The following is a 23,011-nucleotide window of genomic DNA, read 5'->3' as shown; positions in this document are numbered from 1 at the left end:
GTCCATGCGCTTCGAGGTGTGGGCACCACGGGCCCGCCGGGTCTGGCTGTGGCTGGAGGGTACGCGGCTGCCGCTGCGTGAGGACGCGGGCGGCTGGTGGCGTACGGACGCGGCGGCCGGGCCCGGCGCCCGCTACGGATTCGTGCTGGACGACGCCCGGGGCCCCGTGCTGCCCGACCCCCGGGCCCGGAGGCTGCCGGAGGGCCCCGAGGGCCCTGCGGCGGTGACGGACCCGGGGGCGTACCCCTGGCGGCATCCGTGGGCGGGGCGCGGGCTGCCGGGGGCGGTGCTGTACGAGCTGCATGTCGGTACGTTCACGGCCGAGGGCACGTTCGACGCGGCGGCGGAGCGGCTGGAACGCCTGGCGGAGCTGGGCATCACCCATGTGCAGCTGTTGCCGGTGAGCCCGTTCCCGGGGCGGCACGGCTGGGGGTACGACGGGGTGGCGCCGTGGGCGGTGCACGAGCCGTACGGGGGCCCGGAGGGGCTGGCGCGGCTGGTGGACGCGGCGCACGGGGCGGGTCTTGGCGTGGTCCTCGATGTGGTGCACAACCATCTGGGGCCCTCGGGCAACCGGCTGCCGGAGTTCGGCCCGTACTTCACCGACCGGCACCACACGCCGTGGGGTTCGGCGGTGAACCTGGACGGGCGCGGTTCGGACGAGGTGCGGGCGTACTTCGCGGGCAGCGCGCTGGCGTTCCTGCGGGACTTCCGGCTGGACGGGCTGCGGCTGGACGCGGTGCACGAGCTGGCGGACGACCGGGCGCTGCCGTTCCTGGCGGAGCTGTCGGCGGCGGTGGACGCGCTGGCGCTGGAGGTGGGCCGGCCGCTGTTCCTGATCGCCGAGTCGGACCGCAACGATCCACGGACGATCGCGCCGCGTGAGCGCAACGGTCTGGGCCTGCACGCGCAGTGGACCGACGACTTCCATCACGCACTGCACGTGGCGCTGACGGGTGAGGCGGGGGGCTACTACGCGGACTTCGCGCGGGCCCCGATGGCCGCCCTGGCCAAGACCCTGACCGGGGGCTTCTTCCACGACGGCGGCTACTCGGCGTTCCGGGGCCGGGGGCACGGGCGGGCGCTGGAACGGGCGGCGACGCCGGCGTACCGGCTGGTGGGGTACGCGCAGACGCACGATCAGATCGGCAACCGGGCGCTGGGTGACCGGCTGACGGCGCAGGCCGGGCCGGCGCGGGCGGCGCTGGGGGCGGCGCTGGTGCTGTGCGGGCCGCTGACGCCGATGCTGTTCATGGGCGAGGAGTGGGGGGCCGGCTCCCCGTGGCAGTTCTTCACCGATCATCAGGACCCGGCGCTGGCGGAGGCGGTGCGGCAGGGGCGGCGCGCGGAGTTCGCGGCGCACGGCTGGGCCGCCGGGGACATCCCGGACCCGCAGGACCCGGCGACCCGCGACCGTTCCGTGCTGCGGCATCCGGCGGGGGAGGACCACCGGGAGCTCACGGGGTGGCACCGGCGGCTGATCGGGATCCGCCGCGCACTGCTGACGCCGGGGCAGCCGCTGTCGGCGGTGTCGGTCCGGTACGACGAGGACGAGCGGTGGCTGACGGTGTGCCACGGTCCGCTGGTGGTGGCGGTGAATTTCGCGCCCGACCGCCCGGCGACCGTGGCCGTCCCCCGGTATCCGCTCACACTGCTGGCGGCCACCCACCCCGTGCCCCCGGCGGCCCCGGAGGCGGGCCTGCGGCTGCCGCCGGAGTCGGCGGCGATCCTGACCCCGGCCGACGGCCGGGAGGTGCCCGGCGCGTGGTGAGCGCGCCCGGAAAGGGGCCGGCGGCGTCGCGCCGCCGGCCCGGGACGACAACCCTCAGGCGACCAGCAGGCCGAGGTCGGCGAAGATCTCCTGGCACCGGGCGAGGGACGAATGCAGCGTGTCCCACTGGTCGTCGCCCCGCTCCAGGAACGGCAGGACGTACGGTTCCTCGATGCCGTCCGGCAGGTCGTCGTGGTAACTGGTGAAAGGGGAGTAGGCGAACTGGTTGTCCTGGAGCAGCCGGGCCACTTCCTCGGGCGCGGTTTCCCAGACGCCGTGCCACAGCCTGCGGAGCATGGCGGGATGGGCCAGGGCGAAGATCAGCCGGCCCATGTCCAGCGGTTCGGCCGGGGAGATCACCCGGGCGACGGCGGCGGCGCGGGAGTCCGCCACGAGGCCGCCGAAACCGGACCAGATCTCCACGCTGTGACCGGCCATGATGATCGACGAGCACAGCGCGCTCAGGGCCAGCCCTCGGTTACGGATCACGTGGTGCGGAACGCGGTGCGAGTACGAGGCGGGGATGAGGAAGGAGACCACCCGGCCATGCGTGGTGGCGCGCTGCGGTACGGCGTCGATCATGCACTCGGGTTCACCGGCGAGATACGCGCCGATGTCGACCTCGCTGCCCGTGACGTCCCACTGGGGCACCAGCACGGTCGTCCGCATTCTGCCGGAACGGGTGCGCAGAGCCGCGACACTGACCTCGATGTCGGGAATCTGCGCCGACCACCCGTCCCTGGCCATCCGGAGCGTCTCCTCCCAGCCGGCGTCGGCGAAGGTGGTGTCCTCCCGGCGCGCGCGGCTGACCGGGACCCGGAGGGGCGCCCGGGCGCGGTCCACGAACTCCTGCCAGGACCACATGGGTGGCAGCTCGTACCGGGTCTCGGGCCGCTTCTCCTGGGTGTCCGGGGCGCTCACCACGCGTCCGCTCCCAGCGCGGACCGGTGGGCCTGCGAGATACCACGCAACACCCGCCACTCCACGGCTTCTTCCACACAGGCGCCGGCCTGGATCAGTTTGGCGGAGTCGATGCTGGCACGCGGTGAGAACATCACCGGCAGTCGCTTCTCGCGCGCCGTGGCCCGCAGCTTCCGCACCAGTTGCAGGACCTCCAGCGCCTCCGCTTCGCGGGTCGGTGCCTGGGAGAGCGCCAGGCGTTCCTCCAGCGCCTCGTCCACGGGGACGTCGAGGATGACGAAGCGGTCGAGTGTCGCCGCGTCCAGCGCCTGACGGCCCGTGTACTGCCGGTCGGGGCCGGTGCCGTAGGTGTTGGCCGTCGCGATCACCCGGAAGTCGGGGTGGGCCGTGACCATGTCGTCGGCGAAGGCGCACACGCCGAGGGAGAGCGCCTGGTTGAGTTCGGAGAGCAACCCCGGGTGGCCGCTGTCGAGTTCGTCGAGCAGCATCAGCCCGCCCTCCTCGAAGGCACGGCGGAAGGGGGTGTCGTGGTAGGTGCCGTGGGCGTCGTAGTAGCCGAAGATCTTGCTCATCGGGGTGGTCGGCCCGAGCGACAGAGCGTGGAACTCCAGGTCCAGTGTCCTGGCCACCTGTTGCGCGATCGTCGACTTGCCCGTTCCCGCCGGGCCCACCAGCAACGCGTGGCAGCGGGCCTTGAGCACCAGGATCACGTCCGGCAGGACCTCGTGCGAGTTCTCCGTCACCTGGACGGGTGGGGCGTGGTCGATCTGCACGCTGATGACCGGTGGTACGGAATCGTGGAAGATCTTCCGGGCCTGCTCCTTCGCCTGCTCCAGGTATGTCCGGTTCGCGTCCTCCAGTGTCTGACGTGTGCGGTCGAGCACGGCCTCGGTGGCCTGCTTCACCGCCGTGTCGCGGATGGAGTGGAGCCTGTTGTCCATCCTGGACCGGTAGGTCTCGATCGCTTCGTGGGCAGCGGCTTCCCCGATCCGCTGCGCCTCCCGGTGCACCGCTTCCCGTATCCCCGGAGACCGCAGTTCGGCGAGCTCGGTCGCCATCTCCTGTACGAGGCGCTCCACCTGTTCACGGGTCTTCCTCCGCATGGCGGTTCCCCCTTCCCCCTGTTGTTCGGCGCCGTGACCTGGCCGTCATGGCTACCGAGCAGTATTCCGGACCTCCGGCCGGCGCCGTCGGAGAGGGGAGAGCCACCGCCGCACCCCGGCCGCCGCTGCCTCGCCCGAGCCGTTTCGCTGGCATCATCGGTGACATGGGCAACACGAACGAACCGCCGTACGACGTACTGGTGGTGGGTGCCGCCGGGGTGGACACGATCGTCCGGGTGCCGCGTCTGGAGGTGCCGGACGCCGACCTGCTGCACGTCCCGCCGATCCGCGACTACGTGGCGCACACCGGGACCGGCGCCGCACTCGGTTTCCACGCGCTGGGGCTGCGCACCCACTTCCTGGACTTCCTCGGCGAGGATCTCCAGGGCGACCTGATCCGGCGCCGCTTCACCTCCGCCGGGCTCGGCTTCGATGTGCTGCCCGCGCCCCACGGCACCCCGCGCAGCGTAAACCTGGTGGACGAGGCGGGGCGCAGGTTCTCCTTCTACGACGGCCGGCATCCGGCGGATCTGCTGCTGCCCCCGGAGTTCGTGGGGCCGCATCTGGACCGGGCGCGCCATGTGCACGTGTGCCGTTCCGGGTTCAACCGGGAGCTGTTCGGTGAGCTGGAGCGCCGCGGGCTGCCGTCCTCGACCGATCTGCACGCCTGGGACGGGGTCAATCCGGACAGCCATCCCTGGGCGTTCCGCACCGACTACGTGTTCCTCAGCGCGGCCGGGGTGCGGGGCCGGATCGAGGAGACGCTGCGGCTGATCCTGGAGCGGGGCAAGGCGCGGCTGGCGGTGGCCACGGACGGGGAGCGCGGCTGCCATGTGCTGAGCCGGGAGGGGGACGGGGCCGTACGGCACTTCCCGGCGGTGACACCGGCGGCGCCGGTGGTGGACAGCAACGGGGCGGGCGACGCGTTCGTGACGGCGTTCCTGTCCACGCTGTTCGCGGGCGGGGATCTCGGTCGGTGCGCGCGGGCGGGCACCGTCTCGGGGGCGTTCGCGTGCACCCAGGTGGGCACCCACGAGCGGCAGATGACCGCCGCCGAGCTGGCGGCGGAGCTGGCCGGCGGGGGTGGCACGGCGGCCGTCAGTCCAGCGTGAACACCCGGCCGCGCGCGCTGCCCTCCACGGCCTCCAGGTAGCACACGGCGACCTCGTCCAGCGGGGTGCCGGGGGCCGGGTCCATCTCCAGGGCGATCAGGGTCTCGCGGATCCAGCCGGGGCTGACGGTGTTGAGCCGTACGCCGCGCGGCAGCTCCCTGGCGGCGGCCGGGACGAAGGCCTCGATCCCGGCGTTGATGAGGCGGCCGAGCGCCGCGTCGCGCAGCGTGTCCGGGATGCTGCCGCTGGTGAGGGTGATCGAGCCGCCGTCACGCAGATGGGGCAGGGCCCTGCGGACCAGCTCGACCTGCCCCGTGAGCTTGCCGTCCAGGCCGCTGAAGAACGCGGCGTCGGTGGAGCCGGCCACCGGGGCCGTGCCGCCGCTGGCGGCGCAGCACACCACGGCGTCCACCGGCCCGTGCGCGGCGAGCAGCGCGTCGATGGTGGCGGGCTCGGTGAGGTCCACACGCGCCGGGCCGCGCCGGGAGGCACGGACCACCCGGTGGCCGTGTGCCTCCAGCGCGCCGGCGACGGCGGCACCCACGGTGCCGCCCGCGCCGATCACGATGACGTCGAGCGTCACCCGGCGTCCGTCCCCGCGTCCGCCTCCACGTGCCGGATGGCGATGGAGTTGATGCAGTACCGCAGGTCGGTGGGGGTGCCGTAGCCCTCGCCCTCGAAGACGTGGCCCAGGTGCGAGCCGCAGGTGGCGCACAGCACCTCGGTGCGCGGGCGGCCCGGCAGGGAGGTGTCGACCCTGGTCTCCACGGCGTCGCTGTCGGCCGGGTCGTAGAACGAGGGCCAGCCGCAGTGCGACTCGAACTTGGTTCCGGAGCGGAACAGCTCGGCGCCGCAGGCGCGGCAGTTGTAGACGCCGACGGTCTTGGTGTCGGTGTACTCGCCGGTGAAGGCCCGCTCGGTGCCCGCCTCGCGCAGGACCCGGTACTCCTCGTCGCTCAGTTCCTCGCGCCACTGCGCGTCGGTCTTCTCGACCTCGTAACCCATGGTTCCGCTCTCCTCATTCACAAACGATTACCGCGCCAGCCGGTCCAGGATCTTCGGTCCCAGGTCGGTGACGTCCCCGGCTCCCATGGTGAGAACGAGATCGCCGGGCCCGGCCATTCCCGCGATGACCTCGGGGACGGCGTCCTTGCCGCCCTCCGGTTCGGGGTGCACCCGAGCGCCGTGCCGGGTGGCGGCGTCGGTGATCAGCGCGCTGGTGACGCCGGGGATGGGGTCCTCGCGGGCGGGATAGATCTCCAGCACCACGGAGGCGTCGGCCAGGGCGAGGGCCTGGCCCATCTCGGTGCCCAGTTCCCGGGTGCGGCTGAACAGGTGCGGCTGGAAAACGACCAGCACCTTGCCCTCGCCCGCCGCGCCGCGCACCGCTTCCAGGTCGGCGGTCATCTCGGTGGGGTGGTGGGCGTAGGAGTCGATGACCTGCACTCCGGCCGCCTCGCCCTTGAGCTGGAGGCGGCGGCCGACGCCGGTGTAGGAGCCGAGCGCGGTGGCCAGTGCGGCGGCCGGGACCCCGGCCGCGATGCCGGCGGCGAGCGCGGCCACCGCGTTGTGGGCGTAGTGGCGGCCGGGTACGGAGACGCCGAAGGCCAGCTCGGAGCCGTCGGCCAGTCGTACGGTGACGGTGCTGGTCAGGCCGTGCGGGACGACGTCCAGGACGCGGACGTCCGCCTCGGCCGACTCGCCGTAGGTGACGATCCGCAGGTCCTCGCGGCCGCGCAGCCGGGCGGTGAGGACGCGGGCGCCTTCCTGGTCGGCGTTGATGATCAGGGTGCCGCCGGGGCGCACGGCGGCGGTGAACGTCTCGAAGGACTCGTAGATCTCGTCCATCGAGGCGTAGTTGGCGTGGTGGTCCAGCTCGACGTTGAGGATCACCGCGACCTCGGGGGTGTAGCGGTGGAAGCTGCGGTCGCTCTCGTCCGCCTCGGCGACGAACAGCTCGCCCTTGCCGTGGTGCGCGTTGCTGCCCGGGCCGTCCAGGTCGCCGCCGATGGCGTAGGAGGGGTGCAGGTCCAGTGTGCCGAGCGCGACGGCGAGCATGGAGGTGGTGGTGGTCTTGCCGTGGGTGCCGGCCACCGCGATGGCGCGGCTGTCGGTCATCAGGGCGGCGAGCGCCTCGGAGCGGTGCACCACGGGGATGCCCTGGGAGCGGGCGGCGGCCAGCTCGGGGTTGTCGTCGCGGATGGCGCTGGAGATGATCACGCAGCTGGTGCCGTCGGCCAGGTGCGCGGCGTCGTGGCCGATGCGGACGGTGGCGCCCAGCTCGCGCAGGGCGGCGGCGGTGGCCGATTCACGGAAGTCGCTGCCGGCCACGAGGGCGCCGCGCTGGGTGAGGATCTTCGCGATGCCCGACATGCCCGCGCCGCCGATGCCGATGAAGTGGGGCCGTTCCATGGCGGGCGGGATCGCCGGTGTCATGCGTGTGTCTCCCTTGTCCCTGATCATCCCTGGTCTGCGCCGATCATCCCTGGTCCGCGCTGCCGCTCGATTGTCGCACTCCGGCCCGGGGGCGGGCGCACCGCGCGGGTCACTCCGCGTGGGCGAAGAGTTTGAGGACCGGCACGTCGACCTTGTGCCGGGCGCGGGAGGCCCAGTCGCGGTGGAAGAACTCCTCGACCAGGTGCGGTGCGGTCAGGACGATGACCTCGTCGGCCGAGGTCTCGGCGACCACGGCGGTGAGCAGTTGCAACGGGTGGCTGTCGACGAGTTGCCCGACCGCGTGGGCGCCGGCCTCGCGCAGGGCGGCGATGGAGTGGTTCAGCGCCCGTTCGGCCGGTTCGCGGGCGGCCTCGTCCTCGGGCTCGTCGGCCTCGCGTCCGGCGTCGCCGAATTCGCCGAGGGCCACGTCGTCGAGGGCGCGCAGCAGCCGGTCCTGGTCGCCGCGCGGCTGCATGAGGACGATGAAGGACATCTCCTCGTCCCCGTGCAGCGTGGTGACGAGTTCGACATCGGTGGGCACCAGTGGCTTTTCGATCATGAGGATGCTCGTGAACATGGTCAGCGCCCTTCTTCGCGGCCGGGCCCCGCCCGGTGCAGCAGAAACCATCCTTCCCCGTGGACGCACGGGGTGTCGCGCCATCAGTCTGCCCACATCAGGATAAGCGGAACGTTCCATTCCGCAGATTGTCAGACCCTCCGGTATCGCCCGAACAGAAAGCCGGACTCCTCCAGCAGCGAGGTCAGCTCCAGCTCGCGCGGCACCTCGATCCCCGGGCCGCTCATCACCCGCCCGGCGGTACCCACCGCGTACCGCGGCGAGGTCGTCAGACACAGCTCGTCCAGCGCCCCGGCCTCGGCGAAGGCCCCCAGCAGCCGCGGGCCGCCCTCGGTCAGCAGCCGGGTGTAGCCCCGCCTGACCAGCTCGGACTTCACCCGCAGCGGATCCACCTCGGCCCCCTCCCCCACCGTGATCACCTCGGCGCCGGCCGCCCGGGCGGCGTCCAGGCCGTGCCGCGGGGCGGCGGGACCGGTGATCAGCATCGTGGGCACCAGCGGCTCCGTGAACAGCGGCAGCGAGAAATCCAGGTGCAGGCTCGCCGAGACGACCGCGATCGCCGCCACCGGCGTCTGCCCCGCCTCCGCCCGGCGCGCGGCGAACTCCGCACGCTCCCGCGCGGGCCGGTAACGCTCCTGCCGTACGGTCTCGGCGCCCACGATCACGACATCGGCCAGCGCCCGCAGCACCCCGAAGATCCGCATGTCCGCCGGGTGGGACAGCGGCTGGGAACGCCCGCCGTGATGGGCCGCGCCGTCCACCGAGGTGACCATGTTGGCGCGCAGCCAGCCCTGCCCGTGCAGATGCTCCGGCGGGTAGGCGTAGACCCCGGCCAGCTCGGCCGGCTCCCACGGACGGTCGAGGGCGTCATCCGGGACATCGAGGGCGGGAGGCAGCAGGCGTCGCATGGGGCGCAGTGTGACATACGGTCCCAGCACGGCCGGCGCGCACGCCCCGTAAAATGGAGGATTGTGTCCAGCACCGCCATACCCGAGTCCAGCAGCGGGACGACCGCCCCCGCCGCGCTTGCCGACCGCGCGCCCCAGGTGCCCGCCGACCGGCTGGTGGCCGAGCTCGTCCCGCCGCCGCGCTTCGACGCGGTGCGCTTCGCCACCTACGTACCGGACCCCGGGCAGCCCTCCCAGGCCGCCGCGGTGGAGGGGCTGAGTGGCTTCGCCGCCGGGCTCGGCGCACCGGCCGCCAAGGCCGGCGGGCGGCGTGGCCTGTGGCGGCGCGCTCCGCGCACCCCGGCGCGCTCCGGCGCGCGCGGTATGTACCTGGACGGCGGCTACGGCGTCGGCAAGACCCATCTGCTCGCCTCCCTGTGGCACGCGACCGACGCCCCCACCGAGCTGAAGGCGTTCGGCACCTTCGTGGAGCTGACCAACCTGGTGGGCGCGCTCGGTTTCCAGCAGACGGTGAAGACCCTGTCCGGGCACCGGCTGCTGTGCATCGACGAGTTCGAGCTGGACGACCCGGGCGACACCGTGCTGGTGTCCTCGCTGCTGGGCAAGCTGGTCGGCGAGGGCGTGGCGCTGGCCGCCACCTCCAACACGCTGCCCGGCAAGCTGGGCGAGGGCCGGTTCGCCGCGGCTGACTTCCTGCGCGAGATCCAGGGCCTGTCGGCGCACTTCACGCCGCTGCGCATCGACGGCGAGGACTACCGGCACCGGGGGCTCCCCAAGGCACCGGAGCCGCGCACGGACGACGAGGTGACGCGGGCCGCGTACGCCACCCCCGGCGCCTCGCTGGACGACTTCGGCGATCTGCTGGACCACCTGGCCCGGGTGCACCCCAGCCGGTACGGGGCGATGTGCGAGGAGCTGACGGCGGTCGCGCTGACCGGCGTACGGCCGGTGGACGACCAGTCCACGGCGCTGCGCCTGGTGGTGCTCGCCGACCGGCTGTACGACCGGGAGGTCCCGGTGCTGGCGTCCGGGGTGCCGTTCGACGAGCTGTTCGGCGAGGAGATGCTGCGCGGCGGGTACCGCAAGAAGTACTTCCGGGCCATCTCCCGGCTGACCGCGCTGGCCCGCGACGCCGGACGCCTGGTGCCCACCGCCTGACCGCCACCGCCACCGCCCGGCCGCCACCGTCCGGCCCCGGTGGCGGGCCCGCGCGGGCGGGCCCATCATCGGGGCATGGCGACCCAGCTGCGTGATCTGCTGCGGGTGACGCCGGGCGGCACGGCGGAGCTGGCCGGCCGTGACCCGGACGACACCCCCGGATTCCAGGGCAAGAAGGCCAAGGCGCGCACCGAGCTCGACGCGATGGCGCCGGTCCTGGCCGACCTCCAGGAACGGCTGTTCGCGGCAAGCACGGGCGGCGACCGGCACCGGGTGCTGCTGGTGCTCCAGGGCATGGACACCGCGGGCAAGGGCGGCACCGTCAAGCATGTGATCGGGCATCTCAACCCGGCCGGCTGCCGGATCAGGGCGTTCAAGGCGCCCACCCCGCAGGAGCTGGGGCACCACTTCCTGTGGCGCATCAGCAACGGCCTGCCGGGCGCCGGGGAGGTCGGCATCTTCGACCGCTCGCACTACGAGGACGTGCTGGCGGTGCGGGTGCACCACCTGGTCGACAAGGACGTCTGGTCGCGGCGGTACGCGGAGATCAACGCCTGGGAGGAGGCGCTGACCCGCGACGGCCTGGTGCTGGTGAAGGTCTTCCTGCACATCGGACGGGACGAACAGCGCGACCGGCTGCTGCGGCGCCTGGACCGCACCGACAAGCACTGGAAGTTCAGCCGCAACGACCTCACCGAGCGCGGCCTGTGGCCGCACTACCGCAAGGCGTACGAGGCGGCGCTCGAACGCTGCTCGACCCGGGCCGCGCCCTGGTACGTGGTGCCGGCCAACCGCCGCTGGTACCGCAACTGGGCGGTCAGCCGGCTGCTGCTGGAACATCTGCGGGAGATCGACCCGCGCTTCCCGCCCGGCGACTTCGATGTGGAGGAGGCCCGGCGCCGGCTGCTCGCCGAGTGAGGCCGGGCGGGTGGTGCGGGTACGGGGTGACGCGGCCGGTTCAGCCAGCGCGCTGCGCGGAGCGCCGGGCCACCGCCGCGAACACCGCCGCCGCGATCAGGGCAGCGAGCAGGGCGGGCAGCAGTGGCAGCCCCACCCGGCCCTCCCGGGAGCCGGTGACCAGGGTGCCCACCGCCGCGTTGGCCGGGGAGGCCGAGGAGACCAGCAGGACGAGCGCGCCGATCGACATCACCGGAACGGACCACACGGCGCCGCGCGGCAGCCGCTGCCCCAGCACGCCCACGGCCGTACCGAGCAGCGCACAGCACACCACGGCGAGCAGCGCGGCGAGGGCGGCGGAGCCCAGCGGGATGGCGGTACGGCGGTCCGCGCCGTGCGCCGTGCCGGACCACAGCACGACGGCGCAGGCCACCACCCCGAGGGAGGCGGAGGCCAGCAGCCCGGCCAGCGCGGCCCCCAGCCGCACCCGTACGGCGCCGGCCGCGGCCACCGCGCAGGCCCGTGCGGCGGCGGGCTCACCGGTGAGGCACACCCAGGTCAGCCACACGGCCACCGGCAGCAGCGCGGCGGCGGCGAACCCCAGGCCGTCCAGCACCGGCTCGCCGGGCCACACGCCGATGACCAGCAGGATCGCGTAGAGCAGCAGCGGGGGCAGCCAGCGCTGCGAACGGAGCAGCAGAGCCAGCTGATAGCGCGTCAGGGCGATGAGGACGCTCATCGTTCTCCTCGGGCGGGCGCGGGGGTCAACGGTGGTGCCGTACGGCGCGGATGTGCCAGCCGGGTGCCGCGGTGAGCAGGGTGCGCAGCAGCGCGTCCGAGTGGGCCGCGGACACCGTCAGATGCAGGGTGCCGTCCGGCAGCCGGCGCAGGTCCGGGGCGCCGGGCCAGGCGGCGGTGAGCGGTGCCGCCCCGGGCGGCGCCTGGGCCTCGATCGTCACCCGGCCAGGCTCTGCGGCGCACCCCTCGGAGGCGGGGTCACCCTCCCCGGTCCGCTCCGCCAGGGCGCTCAGGGCGCCCCCGGCGAGCCCGTACCGCAGCGGTCGCGCCGCCGTCAGGCGGGCGGGGTCGTGGTCCACGAAGACCACCGTCGCGCCGGCCGCCCCGCGTTCGCCCACCACCTCGTCCAGGGTCCGCCGGGCCGCGCGGTCCAGGCCGGTCCAGGCCTCGTCCAGGACCAGCAGCGCGGGTTCCGCCAGCAGCGCCTGGGCGACAGCGATCCGCTGGGCGCTGCCCTTGGACAGCTCGCGCAGTGGTTCGTCCGCGTAGGGGTCCGCGCCCAGCCGCTCCAGCCAGTGGTCGGCGGCGCGGGCGGCGGCCCGGCCGCGCAGTCCGTGGACGCGGCCCAGGTGCCGCAGATAGCCGCGCGCGGTCAGGGGCAGGGTGGGCGGGAAGCGTTCGGGAACGTACCCGGTCCGCGCCGGCCGGCCGGTGATCCGGCCCGTGGTGGGGAGGTCGACGCCCGCGATCAGCCGCAGCAGGGTGGACTTGCCACTGCCGTTGCCGCCCTCGATGCGGATCAACGTGCCTGCCGGCAGTGCCAGTTCGACCTCACGCAGGGTCCAGGGCCCCACACGTCCCCGGCGGCGCCCCACCCCTTCGAGTCGCATGGCGGAACGGTACGCCATCGCGCTGCCCCGCCTACACTTCCCCCTCGTGCGGGAGATCGAATATCAGCTGCGGCAGCGCCGGTCCTCACTGATCATCGCCTGGGTGCTCGGCAGCGCCGGGCTGCTGTCGCTCGCGGTGATCACCGTGCTGCTGGCCACGGGGCGGGAGCGGGAGTGGCCGGTGGTCCTGGTCATGTGCAGCTTCCCGGTGATGATGAGCCCGGCGATCCCGTGGATCATCTGGCTCGCGCTCGGCCGCACCGTCGTCGACGCCCACGGCATCCGCACCTCACGCCCGCTGCGGCACCGCTTCTGCCCCTGGCAGGACGTCGCCCACATAGGGATCAGGCGCAGCGGGTTGCCGGGGCGGGAGGAGCTGAAGATCGTCGTCACCCGCACCGACGGCCGGCCGCTGAAGCTTGCGGCGCCGCGCGACTACACCGCCGCGCCCGATCCCGGTTTCCCGCAGGCGTTCCACGAGATCGTCCAGCGGTGGCGGACGGCCACCAACCCGTACCGGCGGCCGTCCCCCTGACGTACGCCGCTCAGGCGAGCGAGGCCACCAGCTCGGAGACCGACTTGCGGCGCCCGGTGTAGAACGGGATCTCCTCACGCACGTACAGCCGCGCCTTCGAGCCGCGCAGGTGGCGCATCAGGTCGACGATGCGGTGCAGTTCGTCCGCCTCGAAGGCCAGGATCCACTCGTAGTCGCCCAGCGAGAACGAGGCGACGGTGTTCGCCCGGACGTCGGGGTAGCCGCGCGCCATCTTGCCGTGCTCGGCCAGCAGCGTGCGCCGCTCCTCGTCCGGCAGCAAGTACCAGTCGTAGGAGCGCACGAACGGGTAGACGCTCACGTAGTCGCGGGCCTGCTCGTCGGCGAGGAACGCCGGGATGTGCGACTTGTTGAACTCGGCGGGGCGGTGCAGCGCCATGTTCGACCACACCGGCTCCAGCGCGCGGCCCAGGCGGGTGCGGCGGAAGAGGTTGTACGCGTCCTGGAGGGCGTCCGAGGTCTCGGCGTGCCACCAGATCATCACGTCGGCGTCGGCGCGCAGCCCGGAGACGTCGTACGTGCCGCGTACGGTGATGTCCTTGCCGGCCAGCTGCTCGAACAGCTCCGTGACCTCCTCCGCGATGCCGCCGCGGTCCTCGGGCAGCACGTCGCGCAGCCGGAACACCGACCACAGTGTGTAGCGGATGACCTCGTTGAGGTCCTTGGCGCGCTTGCCCGCGTTGGGGGTCTTGTCGGATGCAGTCGTCATGTCCGTCATCTCCTACTCTCCTGTGTCCTCGCGCGGGCCGCCCGGATCCACGGTGCGCAGCAGTTCCTCGGCGGCCCGTGTCCCGCCCGCCACGCACGCCGGGATGCCGATCCCGTCGTACGAGGCGCCGCACAGCCGTACTCCGGGCAGTGCCGCCAGATATCCGCGCACCCGGGCCGCCCAGGCCACATGGCCGACCTGGTACTGCGGCAGCCCGTCGTACCAGCGGGTGACCAGCGAGTCGACGGGTTCGGCCGCCAGTCCGGTCGCCGCGCCGAGGTCGGCGAGGGCGGCGCGGACCAGGTCGGCGTCCTCCCACTGGAGCGGCGCGCTCTCCCCGTAGCGGCCGATGGAGGCGCGCAGGACGAACAGTTCGGGGTCCGCCGCGGCGGCCCAGCCCCATTTGGCGCTGGTGAAGGTGGCGGCCTTGATGGTGCGGCCGTCGACGGCGGGCACCAGGAAGCCGCTGCCGCGCGGCAGCCGGGCCAGGTCGGCGCGCCGGAAGGCGAGGGTGACCAGGGCCATCGACGCGTAGTCCAGGGCGGCGAGTTCACGGCCGGCCGCCGGTGCCTCGGCGGCCAGCAGCCGGGCGGCGGCGCTCGCGGGCACGGCCAGGATCACGCCGTCCGCCGTCAGCGAGCGGCCGTCGGCGAGCTGGGCGGCCCAGCCGCGCGCGGTACGGCGCAGGCCGGTCACCGCGACGCCGCTCTCCAGGGTGGCGCCGGCCGCCCGGCAGGCGGCGGCGACGGCTTCGGGGAGCCGGCCGACGCCGCCCTCGATGCCGTTGAAGACCGGGCCCGCGGGCTTGCCCTCGCGGGCCTCCTCCTGCCGGCGCTGCACGGCGCGCACGGCGGCCAGCAGCGAGTCGTGGGTGCGGGCGGCCTCGTAGAGGTGGGGAACGGCGGCGCGCAGCGAGATGCGGTAGGCGTCGCCCGCGTAGACGCCGCCGAGCAGCGGCTCGACCAGCCGGTCCACGACCTCGGGGCCCATCCGTTCGGCGACCAGGGCGCCGATGCCGACGTCCTCGCCGACCCGCAGCGGTGGCAGTTCGCTGTCCCGGGCGATGCGGGCCAGACCGGTGTCGGAGAGCACCCCGGTGAGGGCGGCGGCGGTGCCGGGCACGCCCATCACATGGCCCTTGGGCATGGGGCGCAGCGCGCCGCCGGTCCAGATCGCGGCGCCGACGGGGGCGGGCGGGTGCAGCGCGCCGCCCAGGCCGGCCGCCTCGGCGAGGTCGATGGCCTCGGGGCGGCGGGCGAGGATCGATTCGGCGCCCAGGTCGACGCGCAGGCCCGCCACCTCGCCGGTGCGCAGTTTGCCGCCGAAGCGGCTGTCCGCCTCCAGGACGGTGACGCGGACGCCGGATCCGCTGAGCCGGTGCGCGGCGGCGAGTCCGGCGATGCCGCCGCCGATGACGATCACCTGCATGGTCAGCGGGCGGTGCGCTCGTGGACGTACTCGGTCAGCCGGGTCAGGGCGTCCGGGTCGGTGTCCGGCAGGACGCCGTGGCCGAGGTTGAAGATGTGGCCCGGCAGCCCGGCGGCGGCGTCCAGCACCCGCTGTGCCTGGGCCTCGACGGCGGCGCGCGGGGCGAACAGCACGGCGGGGTCGAGGTTGCCCTGGACGGTCTTGCCGCCGCCGATGCGGCGGGACGCCTCGTCCAGCGGGATGCGCCAGTCGGCGCCGACGACATCGGCGCCGGCCTCGCTCATGAGCCCGAGCAGTTCGCCGGTGCCGACGCCGAAGTGGATGCGGGGCACGCCGTGGTGCTCGACGGCCCGGAAGACCTTGGCGGAGTGCGGCAGCACGTGGGCGCGGTAGTCGGCGGGGGACAGCGCGCCCACCCAGGAGTCGAAGAGCTGGACGGCGGAGGCGCCGGCCCTGATCTGCACGTCGAGGAAGGCCGAGGCGATAGTGGCGAGCCGGTCCAGCAGCGCGTGGAACAGCTGCGGGTCGCCGTACATCATGGCCTTGGTGTGCTCGTGGTTGCGGGAGGGCCCGCCCTCGATGAGGTAGCTGGCGAGGGTGAACGGCGCTCCGGCGAAGCCGATCAGCGGGGTGGCGCCGAGCTCGGCGGTGGTGAGCCCGATGGCCTCGGTGATGTACGGGACGTCGTCGGGCTCCAGGGGCCGCAGCTGCTCCAGGTCGGAACGGTCCCGGATGGGGCTCGCCACGACGGGGCCCACGCCCGGCTTGATGTCGAGGTCGACGCCGATGGCCTTCAGCGGGACGACGATGTCGCTGAAGAAGACGGCGGCGTCCACGCCGTGCCGGCGCACCGGCTGGAGGGTGATCTCGGTGACCATGTCGGGCCGCGCGCAGGAGTCGAGCATCGTGGTGCCGGCCCGCAGCTTGCGGTACTCGGGCAGCGAGCGCCCGGCCTGGCGCATGAACCACACCGGGGTGTGCGGCACCGGTTCCCGGCGGCAGGCCCGCAGAAACGGGGAATCGGTCAGGGCGCGGTCCTGCGACTGGCTGCTGTGGGTCACACGGGAAAGTTTCGCACGACGCGCGGATTGACCCGCACCCCCGGGGTGTGCTTCGCGGTACGGGGCGCGGGCGGCGTGGCCTCGCGGTGATCGGCGCGGCGAGGACCTAGGGTTACCGGCCATGGCAGCGTCACGAATTGAGCCGACGGAGGATTCCGGAGACATGAACGGCCCCGGCGCTGAGGCTCCTTACGCGTTCCGGCGGGCGGTGGCGGCGCTCGGCGCCGCACGGCCGCGGCCCGAGGTGCGGCTGGCGCCGATGCCGGCCCCGCGCCGGCTGGCCCCGTACGCGCACGCCCTGGAGGCGGAGGTGACGGTCGACGGCGCGGAGACGGCGGACGGCCGGTTCATCCTGCTGCACAGTCCGCAGGGCGACGACACCTGGCGCGGGGAGTTCCGGGTGGTGACCCTGGCCCGGGCCGATCTGGACCCGGAGCTGGGCGCTGATCCGCTGCTGCCCGAGGTGGCCTGGTCGTGGCTGATGGAGGCGCTGGAGGGGCGGGGTCTGGCCCCGCTGGAGGAGAGCGGCACGGTGACCCGGGCCGGCTCGTACTTCTTCGGCGGGCTCGGTGACCGGCCACCGCGTACCGAGGTGGAGCTGCGGGCGTCGTGGACCCCGCGCGACCCGGAGGAGGCGGGCGGCCATCTCCTTGCCTGGTGCGCGCTGTTGGCGCAGTGCGCGGGGCTGCCGCCGGAGACGGCGGGGGGCACGGTGGCGGCTTTTCCCCGCCGGCGGGGGCCCCGCCCGGTGTAGGGAGGCAGGAAAGCGCACAACGGGCCGTATGACAAGGAGAACCGAAGGAGAAACCGACGAATCACCGGTTCGTGATCATTCTCTAAAGGACCAAGGAGTTCATGCCGAAGGAGTCAATGACCCTTCCATCCGGATCGCCCCGGCTTCACCAGATAAGTCGGCTCCGTCCCCATCCAGCCCGGAGGCCCGGTGTCAGTTCTCCTCGAGCACCCCACAAGCCTGGTGGCCTACCGCCCCAACAAGCCCACCGCGATGGTCGTCGTCGCCGACCCGCGTGTCCGTTCCACCGTGACCCGCCATCTGTGGGCGCTGGGGGTGCGCGACGTGATCGAGGCGTCGTCCATCGCGGAGGCGCGCCCGCGGGTGGCCAATCCCCGTGACATCTGCGTCGCCGATGTCCACCTGCCCGACGGTTCGGGGCTGACCCTGCTGTCGGAGACCCGGGCGGCGGGCTGGCCCAATGGCCTGGCGCTGTCCGCCGCCGACGACATCGGCGCCGTCCGCAACGCGCTGGCCGGCGGCGTCAAGGGGTACGTCGTCACCGGCACCCGCAACAACCTGGGCCCGCCGGCCCGGCACGGCGCGGCGCAGATCGGCGCCGCCGCCCGGATGCACCACCACCGCCGACCGCCGGGCGCGCCCGCCCACCAGGGCGGCTACCGCGAGCTGTCCGGGCGTGAGGTGGAGGTGCTGCGACTGGTGGCGGAGGGCCAGTCCAACAAGGCCATCGGTGTCTCCATGGGCCTGTCGGCGCTGACGGTCAAGAGCCACCTGGCACGGATCGCCCGCAAGCTCGGCACGGGCGACCGGGCCGGGATGGTGGCGGTGGCGCTGCGCACCGGCATCATTCACTGAACATCCGGCGGCCCGGCCGCCGGCCTTCGCCCCGCTGCCCGCGGTGTCCCGGTCGGGACGCCGGCGGGCAGCGGGGCGTTTGCGGTCGGATACGGTCCGACACCGCGCACCGTACGCACACCGTTACCCTTGACAGGTGACCGACGCTCAGCAAACCGCCGATGACGCCGCCCCACCGACCACCGAGGAGACCGGTCCGGCGGCGGTGCCGTTGCTGGCCCCCCGGGAGGGTGTTCCCGAGGTCACGGCCGAGGACGCGGCGCTGGAGTCGGTGGTGGCCGCCTTCGCGGCCGGGAGCGGGCCGGTGGCAGTGGACGCGGAGCGGGCGTCCGGCTACCGGTACGGGCAGCGCGCGTATCTGGTGCAGCTGCGGCGCGAGGGCGCGGGTACGGTCCTGATCGACCCGGTGGCCTGCCCCGATCTGAGCGCGCTGGGCTCGGTGCTGTCCGGTACGGAGTGGGTGCTGCACGCCGCGACCCAGGACCTGCCGTGCCTGCGCGACATAGGAATGGTTCCCGAGCAGCTGTTCGACACCGAGCTGGCGGGCCGGCTGGCCGGGTTCGCCCGGGTGGGTCTGGGCGTCATGGTGGAGAACGTGCTCGGCTACAGCCTGGAGAAGGGGCACTCGGCGGTGGACTGGTCCTCCCGTCCGCTGCCCGAGCCGTGGCTGCGGTACGCGGCGCTGGACGTGGAGCTTCTCGTCGATCTCCGCGACGCGCTGGAGGAGGAGCTGACCAAGCAGGGGAAGCTGGAGTGGGCGCACCAGGAGTTCGCGGCGATCGTCGCCGCTCCCCCGGCGCCGCCGCGCAAGGACCCCTGGCGGCGCACCTCGGGGGTGCACAAGGTGCGGCGCCGCAGACAGCTGGCGGTGGTGCGGGAGCTGTGGACCACCCGCGACCACGTGGCACAGCGGCGTGATCTGTCCCCGGGCAAGGTGCTGGCGGACGCGGCGATCGTGGCGGCGGCGCTGGCGGTGCCGGCGGATGTGACGGCGCTGGCGGCGCTGCCCGGTTTCGGGCACCGGATGGGGCGGCGGCAGCTGCAGCAGTGGCAGGCGGCGGTCGACCGGGCGAAGCGGCTGCCGGAGGCGCAGCTTCCGCAGCCGGGGCAGCCGGTGACGGGGCCCCCGCCGCCCCGGTCGTGGGCGGACAAGGATCCGGCGGCGGCGGCGCGGCTGGCGGCGGCGCGGGCGGCGGTGACGGCGCACGCGGAGGAGCTGCGGCTGCCGCAGGAGAATCTGCTGGCGCCCGACACGGTGCGCCGGCTGTGCTGGGAGCCGCCGGCCGGTGCCGAGCCGGAGCTGGTGGCGCAGTCGCTGCGCTCGCTGGGCGCGCGGGAGTGGCAGATCGAGCAGACGGTGCCGCTGCTGACCCAGGCGCTGGCGGCCGGCGCCTGATCGGCGCGCGCCCCCGGCGCGTGCGGCTCTGACGGCGCCCGAACGCGCTCCCGTACCCCGGGGCGTGTCGCCGGCCCGGCGTTCCCGGGGATCGCGGATTCCGTGGGCATTGAGGTGCGGATCGCCCTTGCCAGGCAGTTACCCGCGAGTAGCATGGGTGGTGGACCGCACACTCCCGCCGGGGCACGTCGCCGAGCCCCGTACTGGCTGACCCCGGCCGGGATCCCACGCGTGGAGGAGAGCCAACGTGCCCCGTACCGTCAGGGATGTCGTCTTCGTCGACGGCGTCCGCACCCCGTTCGGCAAGGCGGGCCCGAAAGGGATCTACCACGAGACCCGCGCCGATGACCTGGTGATCAAGTGCATCAGGGAACTGCTGCGGCGCAACCCCGGGCTGCCGCCCGAGCGGGTGGAGGAGGTGGCGATCGCCGCCACCACGCAGATCGGCGACCAGGGGCTGACGCTGGGCCGCAGCGCCGCGATCCTGGCCGGACTGCCCTCGTCCGTACCCGGCTACTCGATCGACCGCATGTGCGCGGGCGCGATGACGGCGGTGACCACGGCGGCCGGGGCGATCGCGTTCGGCTCCGCCGACGTGGCGGTGGCCGGCGGCGTGGAGCACATGGGCCGGCACCCGATGGGTGAGGGCGTGGACCCCAACCCGCGGTTCGTCTCCGAACGGCTGGTCGACGAGTCGGCACTGTTCATGGGCATGACGGCGGAGAACCTGCACGACCGCTTCCCGCACCTCACCAGGGCGCGGGCGGACGCGTACGCGGTGCGCAGCCAGGAGAAGGCGGCCAAGGCGTACGCGGACGGAAAGATCCAGGACTCCCTGGTGCCGGTCTCGGTGCGCCGCACCAGCCCGGAGGGCGGTGAGCTGGGCTGGGGCCTGGCCACCGAGGACGAGCCGATGCGCCCGGGCACCACGCTGGAGGGGCTGGCCGGGCTCAAGACGCCGTTCCGCCCGCACGGCCGGGTCACCGCGGGCAACTCGGCGGGCCTGAACGACGGGGCGACCGCTTCGCTGCTGGCCGACGAGGACTCCGCGCGGGAGCTGGGGCTGACCACGCGGATGCGGCTGGTGTCGTACGCCTTCGCCGGGGTTGACCCCGAGGTGATGGGCGTGGGCCCGGTCCCGGCGACCGAGAAGGCGCTGGCCAAGGCGGGCCTGTCCATCGGGGACATCGGGCTGTTCGAGGTCAACGAGGCGTTCGCGGTGCAGGTGCTGGCGCTGCTGGACCACTTCGGGATCGCGGACGACGACCCGCGGGTCAACCAGTACGGCGGGGCGATCGCCTACGGTCATCCGCTGGCGTCCTCGGGCGTCCGGCTGATGAACCAGCTCGCCCGGCAGTTCGAGGACCAGCCGCAGGTCCGGTACGGGCTGACCACCATGTGCGTGGGGCTCGGCATGGGCGGCACCGTGATCTGGGAGAACCCGCTGTGGGGGGTTGAGTGAGCGCCGCACGCCGGGCCGACAGGAGTCAGACGACCGACATGCCGTACCTTCGCCCGGCGGGCGGAGAAGCGAACAGGGAGATGCTGTGAGCACCACCGTCGCCACGTCCGAGCTGCTGAAGGGCGCCGCGGAGCGGTTTCCGGGTGAAGTGGTCACCCAGGCGCAGGTACGTCATCTGGATCTGCCGTCGAACGGCGGCCGGTTCGCGCTGATCACGCTCGACAACGGCTTCGACCACAAGAAGCCCACCACCTTCGGGCCGCGTTCGCTGGCGAACATCGACGCGGCCATCGACCAGGTCGCGGCGGAGGCCGCCGACGGCTCGATCGTGGGGGTCGGGATCACCGGCAAGCCGTTCGTGTTCGCGGTGGGCGCCGACCTCAAGGGCGTGAGCGAGCTGCGCACCCACGAGGAGGCGCTGGCGATCGGGCGCGGCGGACACGAGGTGTTCAAGCGGCTGTCCGCGCTGCCGGTGCCCACCTTCACGTACTACAACGGCGCCGCGATGGGCGGCGGGGTCGAGATCGGGCTGCACTGCACCTATCGGACGGTCTCCCGCGCGATCGGCGCGTTCGCGCTGCCCGAGGTCTTCCTCGGTCTGGTGCCCGGCTGGGGCGGCTGCACGCTGCTGCCGCAGCTGATCGGCGCCGAGCGGGCCGTCTCGGTGATCATCGGCAACGCCCTCAACCAGAACCGGCAGCTGAAGGGCCCCCAGGTCCATGAGCTGGGGATCGCGGACGCCCTGTTCGACGCCGCGGACTTCCTGGAGCAGTCGCTGGTGTGGACCTCGGCCGTGCTGCGCGGCGAGCTGGTGGTGGCGCGCCAGGAGCCGGACCGCGGCGAGGCCTGGGACGAGGCGGTGGCGGGGGGCCGGGCGCTGGCCGACTCCAAGGTGCACGGGGCGGCGCCGGCCGCCTACCGGGCGCTGGACATCATCGACCAGGTGCGCGACGGCGACATCGCCGCCGGGTTCGACGCCGAGGACCGGGCGCTGGCCGACCTCATCCAGGGCGACGAGCTGCGCAGCGGGATCTACGCCTTCAACCTGGTGCAGGGCCGCGCCAAGCGGCCGGCCGGGGCACCGGACAAGTCGCTCGCCCGGCCGGTCACCAAGGTCGGCGTGGTGGGCGCGGGGCTGATGGCCTCGCAGCTCGCACTGCTGTTCGCCCGCCGTCTCGAGGTGCCGGTGGTGCTCACCGACATCGACCAGGAGCGGGTGGACAAGGGTGTCGGCTGGGTGCACGAGCAGATCGACATGCTGCTGCTCAAGGGCCGGCTCACGCAGGATCGGGCGAACCGGCTGAAGGCCTCGGTCACCGGGTCACTGGACAAGGCCACCGCCTTCGCGGACGCCGACTTCGTCATCGAGGCGGTCTTCGAGGAGATGGGCCTCAAGCAGCAGGTGTTCGCGGAGCTGGAAGCGGTGGTGCCGCCGCACGCGATCCTGGCCACCAACACCTCCTCGCTGTCGGTCACCGAGATGGCCGCCAAGCTGGAGCACCCCGAGCGGGTGGTGGGCTTCCACTTCTTCAACCCGGTCGCCATCCTGCCGCTGCTGGAGATCGTGCGGGCGGAGCGTACCGATGACGCGGCGCTGGCGACGGCGTTCGCGGTCAGCCGGAAGCTGAAGAAGACCTCGGTGCTGGTGAAGGACGCGCCGGCGTTCGTGGTGAACCGCATCCTGACCCGGTTCATGGGTGAGGTGCTGCGGGCGATCGACGAGGGCACCGAGGTGCCGGTGGCCGACCGGGCGCTGGCGCCGCTGGGGCTGCCGATGTCGCCGATCGAGCTGCTGGAGCTGGTGGGCCCCGCGGTGGCGCACCATGTGGCGGGCACCCTGGAGCGGGCGTACCCGGACCGGTTCACGGTCTCGGCGAACCTGGGCCGGGTGGTGGAGGCCGGGAAGAAGACCTTCTACCGTCACGAGTCGGGCAGCCCGGAGCTGGACCCGGAGGTGCTGGCCCTGTTCGAGGTGGCCGACGCGGCGCTGACGGAGGAGCAGGTACGGGACCGGGCGCTGGACGCCATCGCCGAGGAGATCGGGCTGATGCTCGACGAGGGTGTGGTGGCCGAGCCGCAGGACATCGATCTGTGCCTGATCACGGGTGCGGGCTGGCCGTTCCACCTGGGCGGCATCACCCCGTACCTGGACCGGGCCGGGGTGTCCGAGCGGGTACTGGGGCGGCGGCTGCTGCCCCGGGGCGTGGCCTCGGTACCGCAGTAACGGGAACGCGCGAAGGCGCCCGGCCGGTCCGCGGACCGGCCGGGCGCCTTCGCGCGTG

At 73.4% G+C, this 23,011-nt stretch carries 22 protein-coding genes; 10 read left to right on the top strand and 12 right to left on the bottom strand.

All coding sequences use genetic code 11. The features are described from left to right. The first annotated feature begins 4 nt into the window (after positions 1 to 4). Positions 5 to 1,771 (top strand): malto-oligosyltrehalose trehalohydrolase, encoded by a 1,767-nt coding sequence (treZ, locus tag ACTFAP_RS24205; protein WP_495682304.1) that lies wholly within the window; start codon positions 5 to 7, stop codon positions 1,769 to 1,771. Positions 1,772 to 1,825: 54 nt separating this feature from the next. Here the strand turns inward: treZ and ACTFAP_RS24200 are convergent, their stop codons facing one another. Next, the gene (locus ACTFAP_RS24200) at positions 1,826 to 2,695 is read right to left on the bottom strand and encodes a DUF7192 family protein (protein ID WP_500467372.1); all 870 of its coding nucleotides are present in this window, start codon (positions 2,693 to 2,695) and stop codon (positions 1,826 to 1,828) included. Continuing rightward, the gene (locus ACTFAP_RS24195; protein WP_500467371.1) at positions 2,689 to 3,795 is read right to left on the bottom strand and encodes an AAA family ATPase; all 1,107 of its coding nucleotides are present in this window, start codon (positions 3,793 to 3,795) and stop codon (positions 2,689 to 2,691) included. The genes ACTFAP_RS24200 and ACTFAP_RS24195 overlap by 7 nt, the downstream gene beginning before the upstream one ends. 164 nt (positions 3,796 to 3,959) lie before the next feature. Between ACTFAP_RS24195 and ACTFAP_RS24190 the strand changes: the two genes are divergently transcribed. Then, positions 3,960 to 4,907: a PfkB family carbohydrate kinase gene (locus ACTFAP_RS24190; protein ID WP_495682301.1), complete on the top strand. Its 948-nt coding sequence runs from the start codon at positions 3,960 to 3,962 to the stop codon at positions 4,905 to 4,907. Here ACTFAP_RS24190 and ACTFAP_RS24185 read toward each other — a convergent pair. From ACTFAP_RS24185 to ACTFAP_RS24165, 5 genes are all read right to left on the bottom strand, one after another. Further along, positions 4,894 to 5,490 (bottom strand): short chain dehydrogenase, encoded by a 597-nt coding sequence (locus ACTFAP_RS24185; RefSeq protein WP_495682300.1) that lies wholly within the window; start codon positions 5,488 to 5,490, stop codon positions 4,894 to 4,896. The two genes, ACTFAP_RS24190 and ACTFAP_RS24185, sit on opposite strands and share 14 nt — an antisense overlap. After that, positions 5,487 to 5,912: a peptide-methionine (R)-S-oxide reductase MsrB gene (gene msrB / locus ACTFAP_RS24180; RefSeq protein WP_390121715.1), complete on the bottom strand. Its 426-nt coding sequence runs from the start codon at positions 5,910 to 5,912 to the stop codon at positions 5,487 to 5,489. Before msrB ends, ACTFAP_RS24185 begins: the two co-directional genes overlap by 4 nt. Positions 5,913 to 5,939: 27 nt before the next feature. After that, positions 5,940 to 7,343, bottom strand: a complete 1,404-nt coding sequence (gene murC, locus ACTFAP_RS24175; protein WP_495682299.1) for a UDP-N-acetylmuramate--L-alanine ligase — start codon at positions 7,341 to 7,343, stop codon at positions 5,940 to 5,942. Between the two features lie 109 nt (positions 7,344 to 7,452). Beyond that, entirely contained in the window at positions 7,453 to 7,920 is a 468-nt protein-coding gene (locus tag ACTFAP_RS24170; RefSeq protein ID WP_390121713.1) for an indole-3-glycerol phosphate synthase, read from the bottom strand. Positions 7,921 to 8,051: 131 nt separating this feature from the next. Then, on the bottom strand, positions 8,052 to 8,828 hold the full coding sequence (locus ACTFAP_RS24165) for a dihydrofolate reductase family protein (RefSeq protein WP_495682298.1): 777 nt from the start codon (positions 8,826 to 8,828) through the stop codon (positions 8,052 to 8,054). Between the two features lie 60 nt (positions 8,829 to 8,888). Between ACTFAP_RS24165 and zapE the strand changes: the two genes are divergently transcribed. Both zapE and ACTFAP_RS24155 read left to right on the top strand, forming a co-directional pair. Next, the gene (gene zapE / locus ACTFAP_RS24160) at positions 8,889 to 9,986 is read left to right on the top strand and encodes a cell division protein ZapE (RefSeq protein WP_500469550.1); all 1,098 of its coding nucleotides are present in this window, start codon (positions 8,889 to 8,891) and stop codon (positions 9,984 to 9,986) included. A 75-nt stretch (positions 9,987 to 10,061) separates the two neighbouring features. Continuing rightward, positions 10,062 to 10,904 carry a PPK2 family polyphosphate kinase gene (locus tag ACTFAP_RS24155; protein ID WP_495682297.1) on the top strand — a complete coding sequence of 281 codons (843 nt, stop codon included), beginning with the start codon at positions 10,062 to 10,064 and terminating at the stop codon, positions 10,902 to 10,904. A 40-nt stretch (positions 10,905 to 10,944) separates the two neighbouring features. On the opposite strand, the gene ACTFAP_RS24150 is transcribed toward ACTFAP_RS24155, so the two are convergent. Further along, complete coding sequence (locus ACTFAP_RS24150; RefSeq protein ID WP_500467370.1) at positions 10,945 to 11,622, bottom strand: ABC transporter; 678 nt, start codon at positions 11,620 to 11,622, stop codon at positions 10,945 to 10,947. Positions 11,623 to 11,647: 25 nt separating this feature from the next. Next, on the bottom strand, positions 11,648 to 12,511 hold the full coding sequence (locus ACTFAP_RS24145) for an ATP-binding cassette domain-containing protein (protein WP_500467369.1): 864 nt from the start codon (positions 12,509 to 12,511) through the stop codon (positions 11,648 to 11,650). A gap of 46 nt (positions 12,512 to 12,557) precedes the next feature. Here ACTFAP_RS24145 and ACTFAP_RS24140 point away from each other — a divergent pair, with 46 nt between their 5' ends. Continuing rightward, positions 12,558 to 13,046, top strand: coding sequence for a PH domain-containing protein (locus ACTFAP_RS24140; protein WP_500467368.1), 489 nt, complete (start codon positions 12,558 to 12,560; stop codon positions 13,044 to 13,046). A 10-nt stretch (positions 13,047 to 13,056) separates the two neighbouring features. Here ACTFAP_RS24140 and hemQ read toward each other — a convergent pair whose 3' ends face one another. From hemQ to hemE, 3 genes are read right to left on the bottom strand one after another with little or no spacing between them, the layout of a single operon-like run. Continuing rightward, positions 13,057 to 13,773, bottom strand: a complete 717-nt coding sequence (hemQ, locus tag ACTFAP_RS24135) for a hydrogen peroxide-dependent heme synthase (RefSeq protein WP_386541765.1) — start codon at positions 13,771 to 13,773, stop codon at positions 13,057 to 13,059. 12 nt (positions 13,774 to 13,785) lie between these two features. Next, positions 13,786 to 15,201 carry a protoporphyrinogen oxidase gene (hemG, locus tag ACTFAP_RS24130; RefSeq protein WP_500467367.1) on the bottom strand — a complete coding sequence of 472 codons (1,416 nt, stop codon included), beginning with the start codon at positions 15,199 to 15,201 and terminating at the stop codon, positions 13,786 to 13,788. Between the two features lie 2 nt (positions 15,202 to 15,203). Next, positions 15,204 to 16,229 (bottom strand): uroporphyrinogen decarboxylase, encoded by a 1,026-nt coding sequence (gene hemE, locus ACTFAP_RS24125; protein ID WP_451747548.1) that lies wholly within the window; start codon positions 16,227 to 16,229, stop codon positions 15,204 to 15,206. Positions 16,230 to 16,425: 196 nt separating this feature from the next. On the opposite strand from hemE, the gene ACTFAP_RS24120 reads away from it, so the two are divergent. The 5 genes from ACTFAP_RS24120 to ACTFAP_RS24100 all read left to right on the top strand — a co-directional run bounded on the left by ACTFAP_RS24120 (position 16,426) and on the right by ACTFAP_RS24100 (position 22,953). Then, positions 16,426 to 17,016 (top strand): DUF3000 domain-containing protein, encoded by a 591-nt coding sequence (locus ACTFAP_RS24120; RefSeq protein ID WP_500467366.1) that lies wholly within the window; start codon positions 16,426 to 16,428, stop codon positions 17,014 to 17,016. Positions 17,017 to 17,205: 189 nt separating this feature from the next. Then, positions 17,206 to 17,871: a response regulator transcription factor gene (locus ACTFAP_RS24115; protein WP_026047480.1), complete on the top strand. Its 666-nt coding sequence runs from the start codon at positions 17,206 to 17,208 to the stop codon at positions 17,869 to 17,871. A 136-nt stretch (positions 17,872 to 18,007) separates the two neighbouring features. Beyond that, the gene (locus tag ACTFAP_RS24110; RefSeq protein WP_390121705.1) at positions 18,008 to 19,267 is read left to right on the top strand and encodes an HRDC domain-containing protein; all 1,260 of its coding nucleotides are present in this window, start codon (positions 18,008 to 18,010) and stop codon (positions 19,265 to 19,267) included. Between the two features lie 247 nt (positions 19,268 to 19,514). After that, positions 19,515 to 20,729 carry an acetyl-CoA C-acyltransferase gene (locus ACTFAP_RS24105; protein ID WP_495682290.1) on the top strand — a complete coding sequence of 405 codons (1,215 nt, stop codon included), beginning with the start codon at positions 19,515 to 19,517 and terminating at the stop codon, positions 20,727 to 20,729. An 85-nt stretch (positions 20,730 to 20,814) separates the two neighbouring features. Next, a complete protein-coding gene (locus ACTFAP_RS24100; RefSeq protein WP_500467365.1) occupies positions 20,815 to 22,953 on the top strand; it encodes a 3-hydroxyacyl-CoA dehydrogenase NAD-binding domain-containing protein in 2,139 nt (712 codons plus the stop codon). The last annotated feature ends 58 nt before the right edge of the window (positions 22,954 to 23,011 follow it).

This window comes from Streptomyces sp. PH9007 (assembly GCF_059813725.1).
Note: the sequence above shows the minus strand (reverse complement) of the source record. Positions and strands in the feature narration are given on the sequence as shown.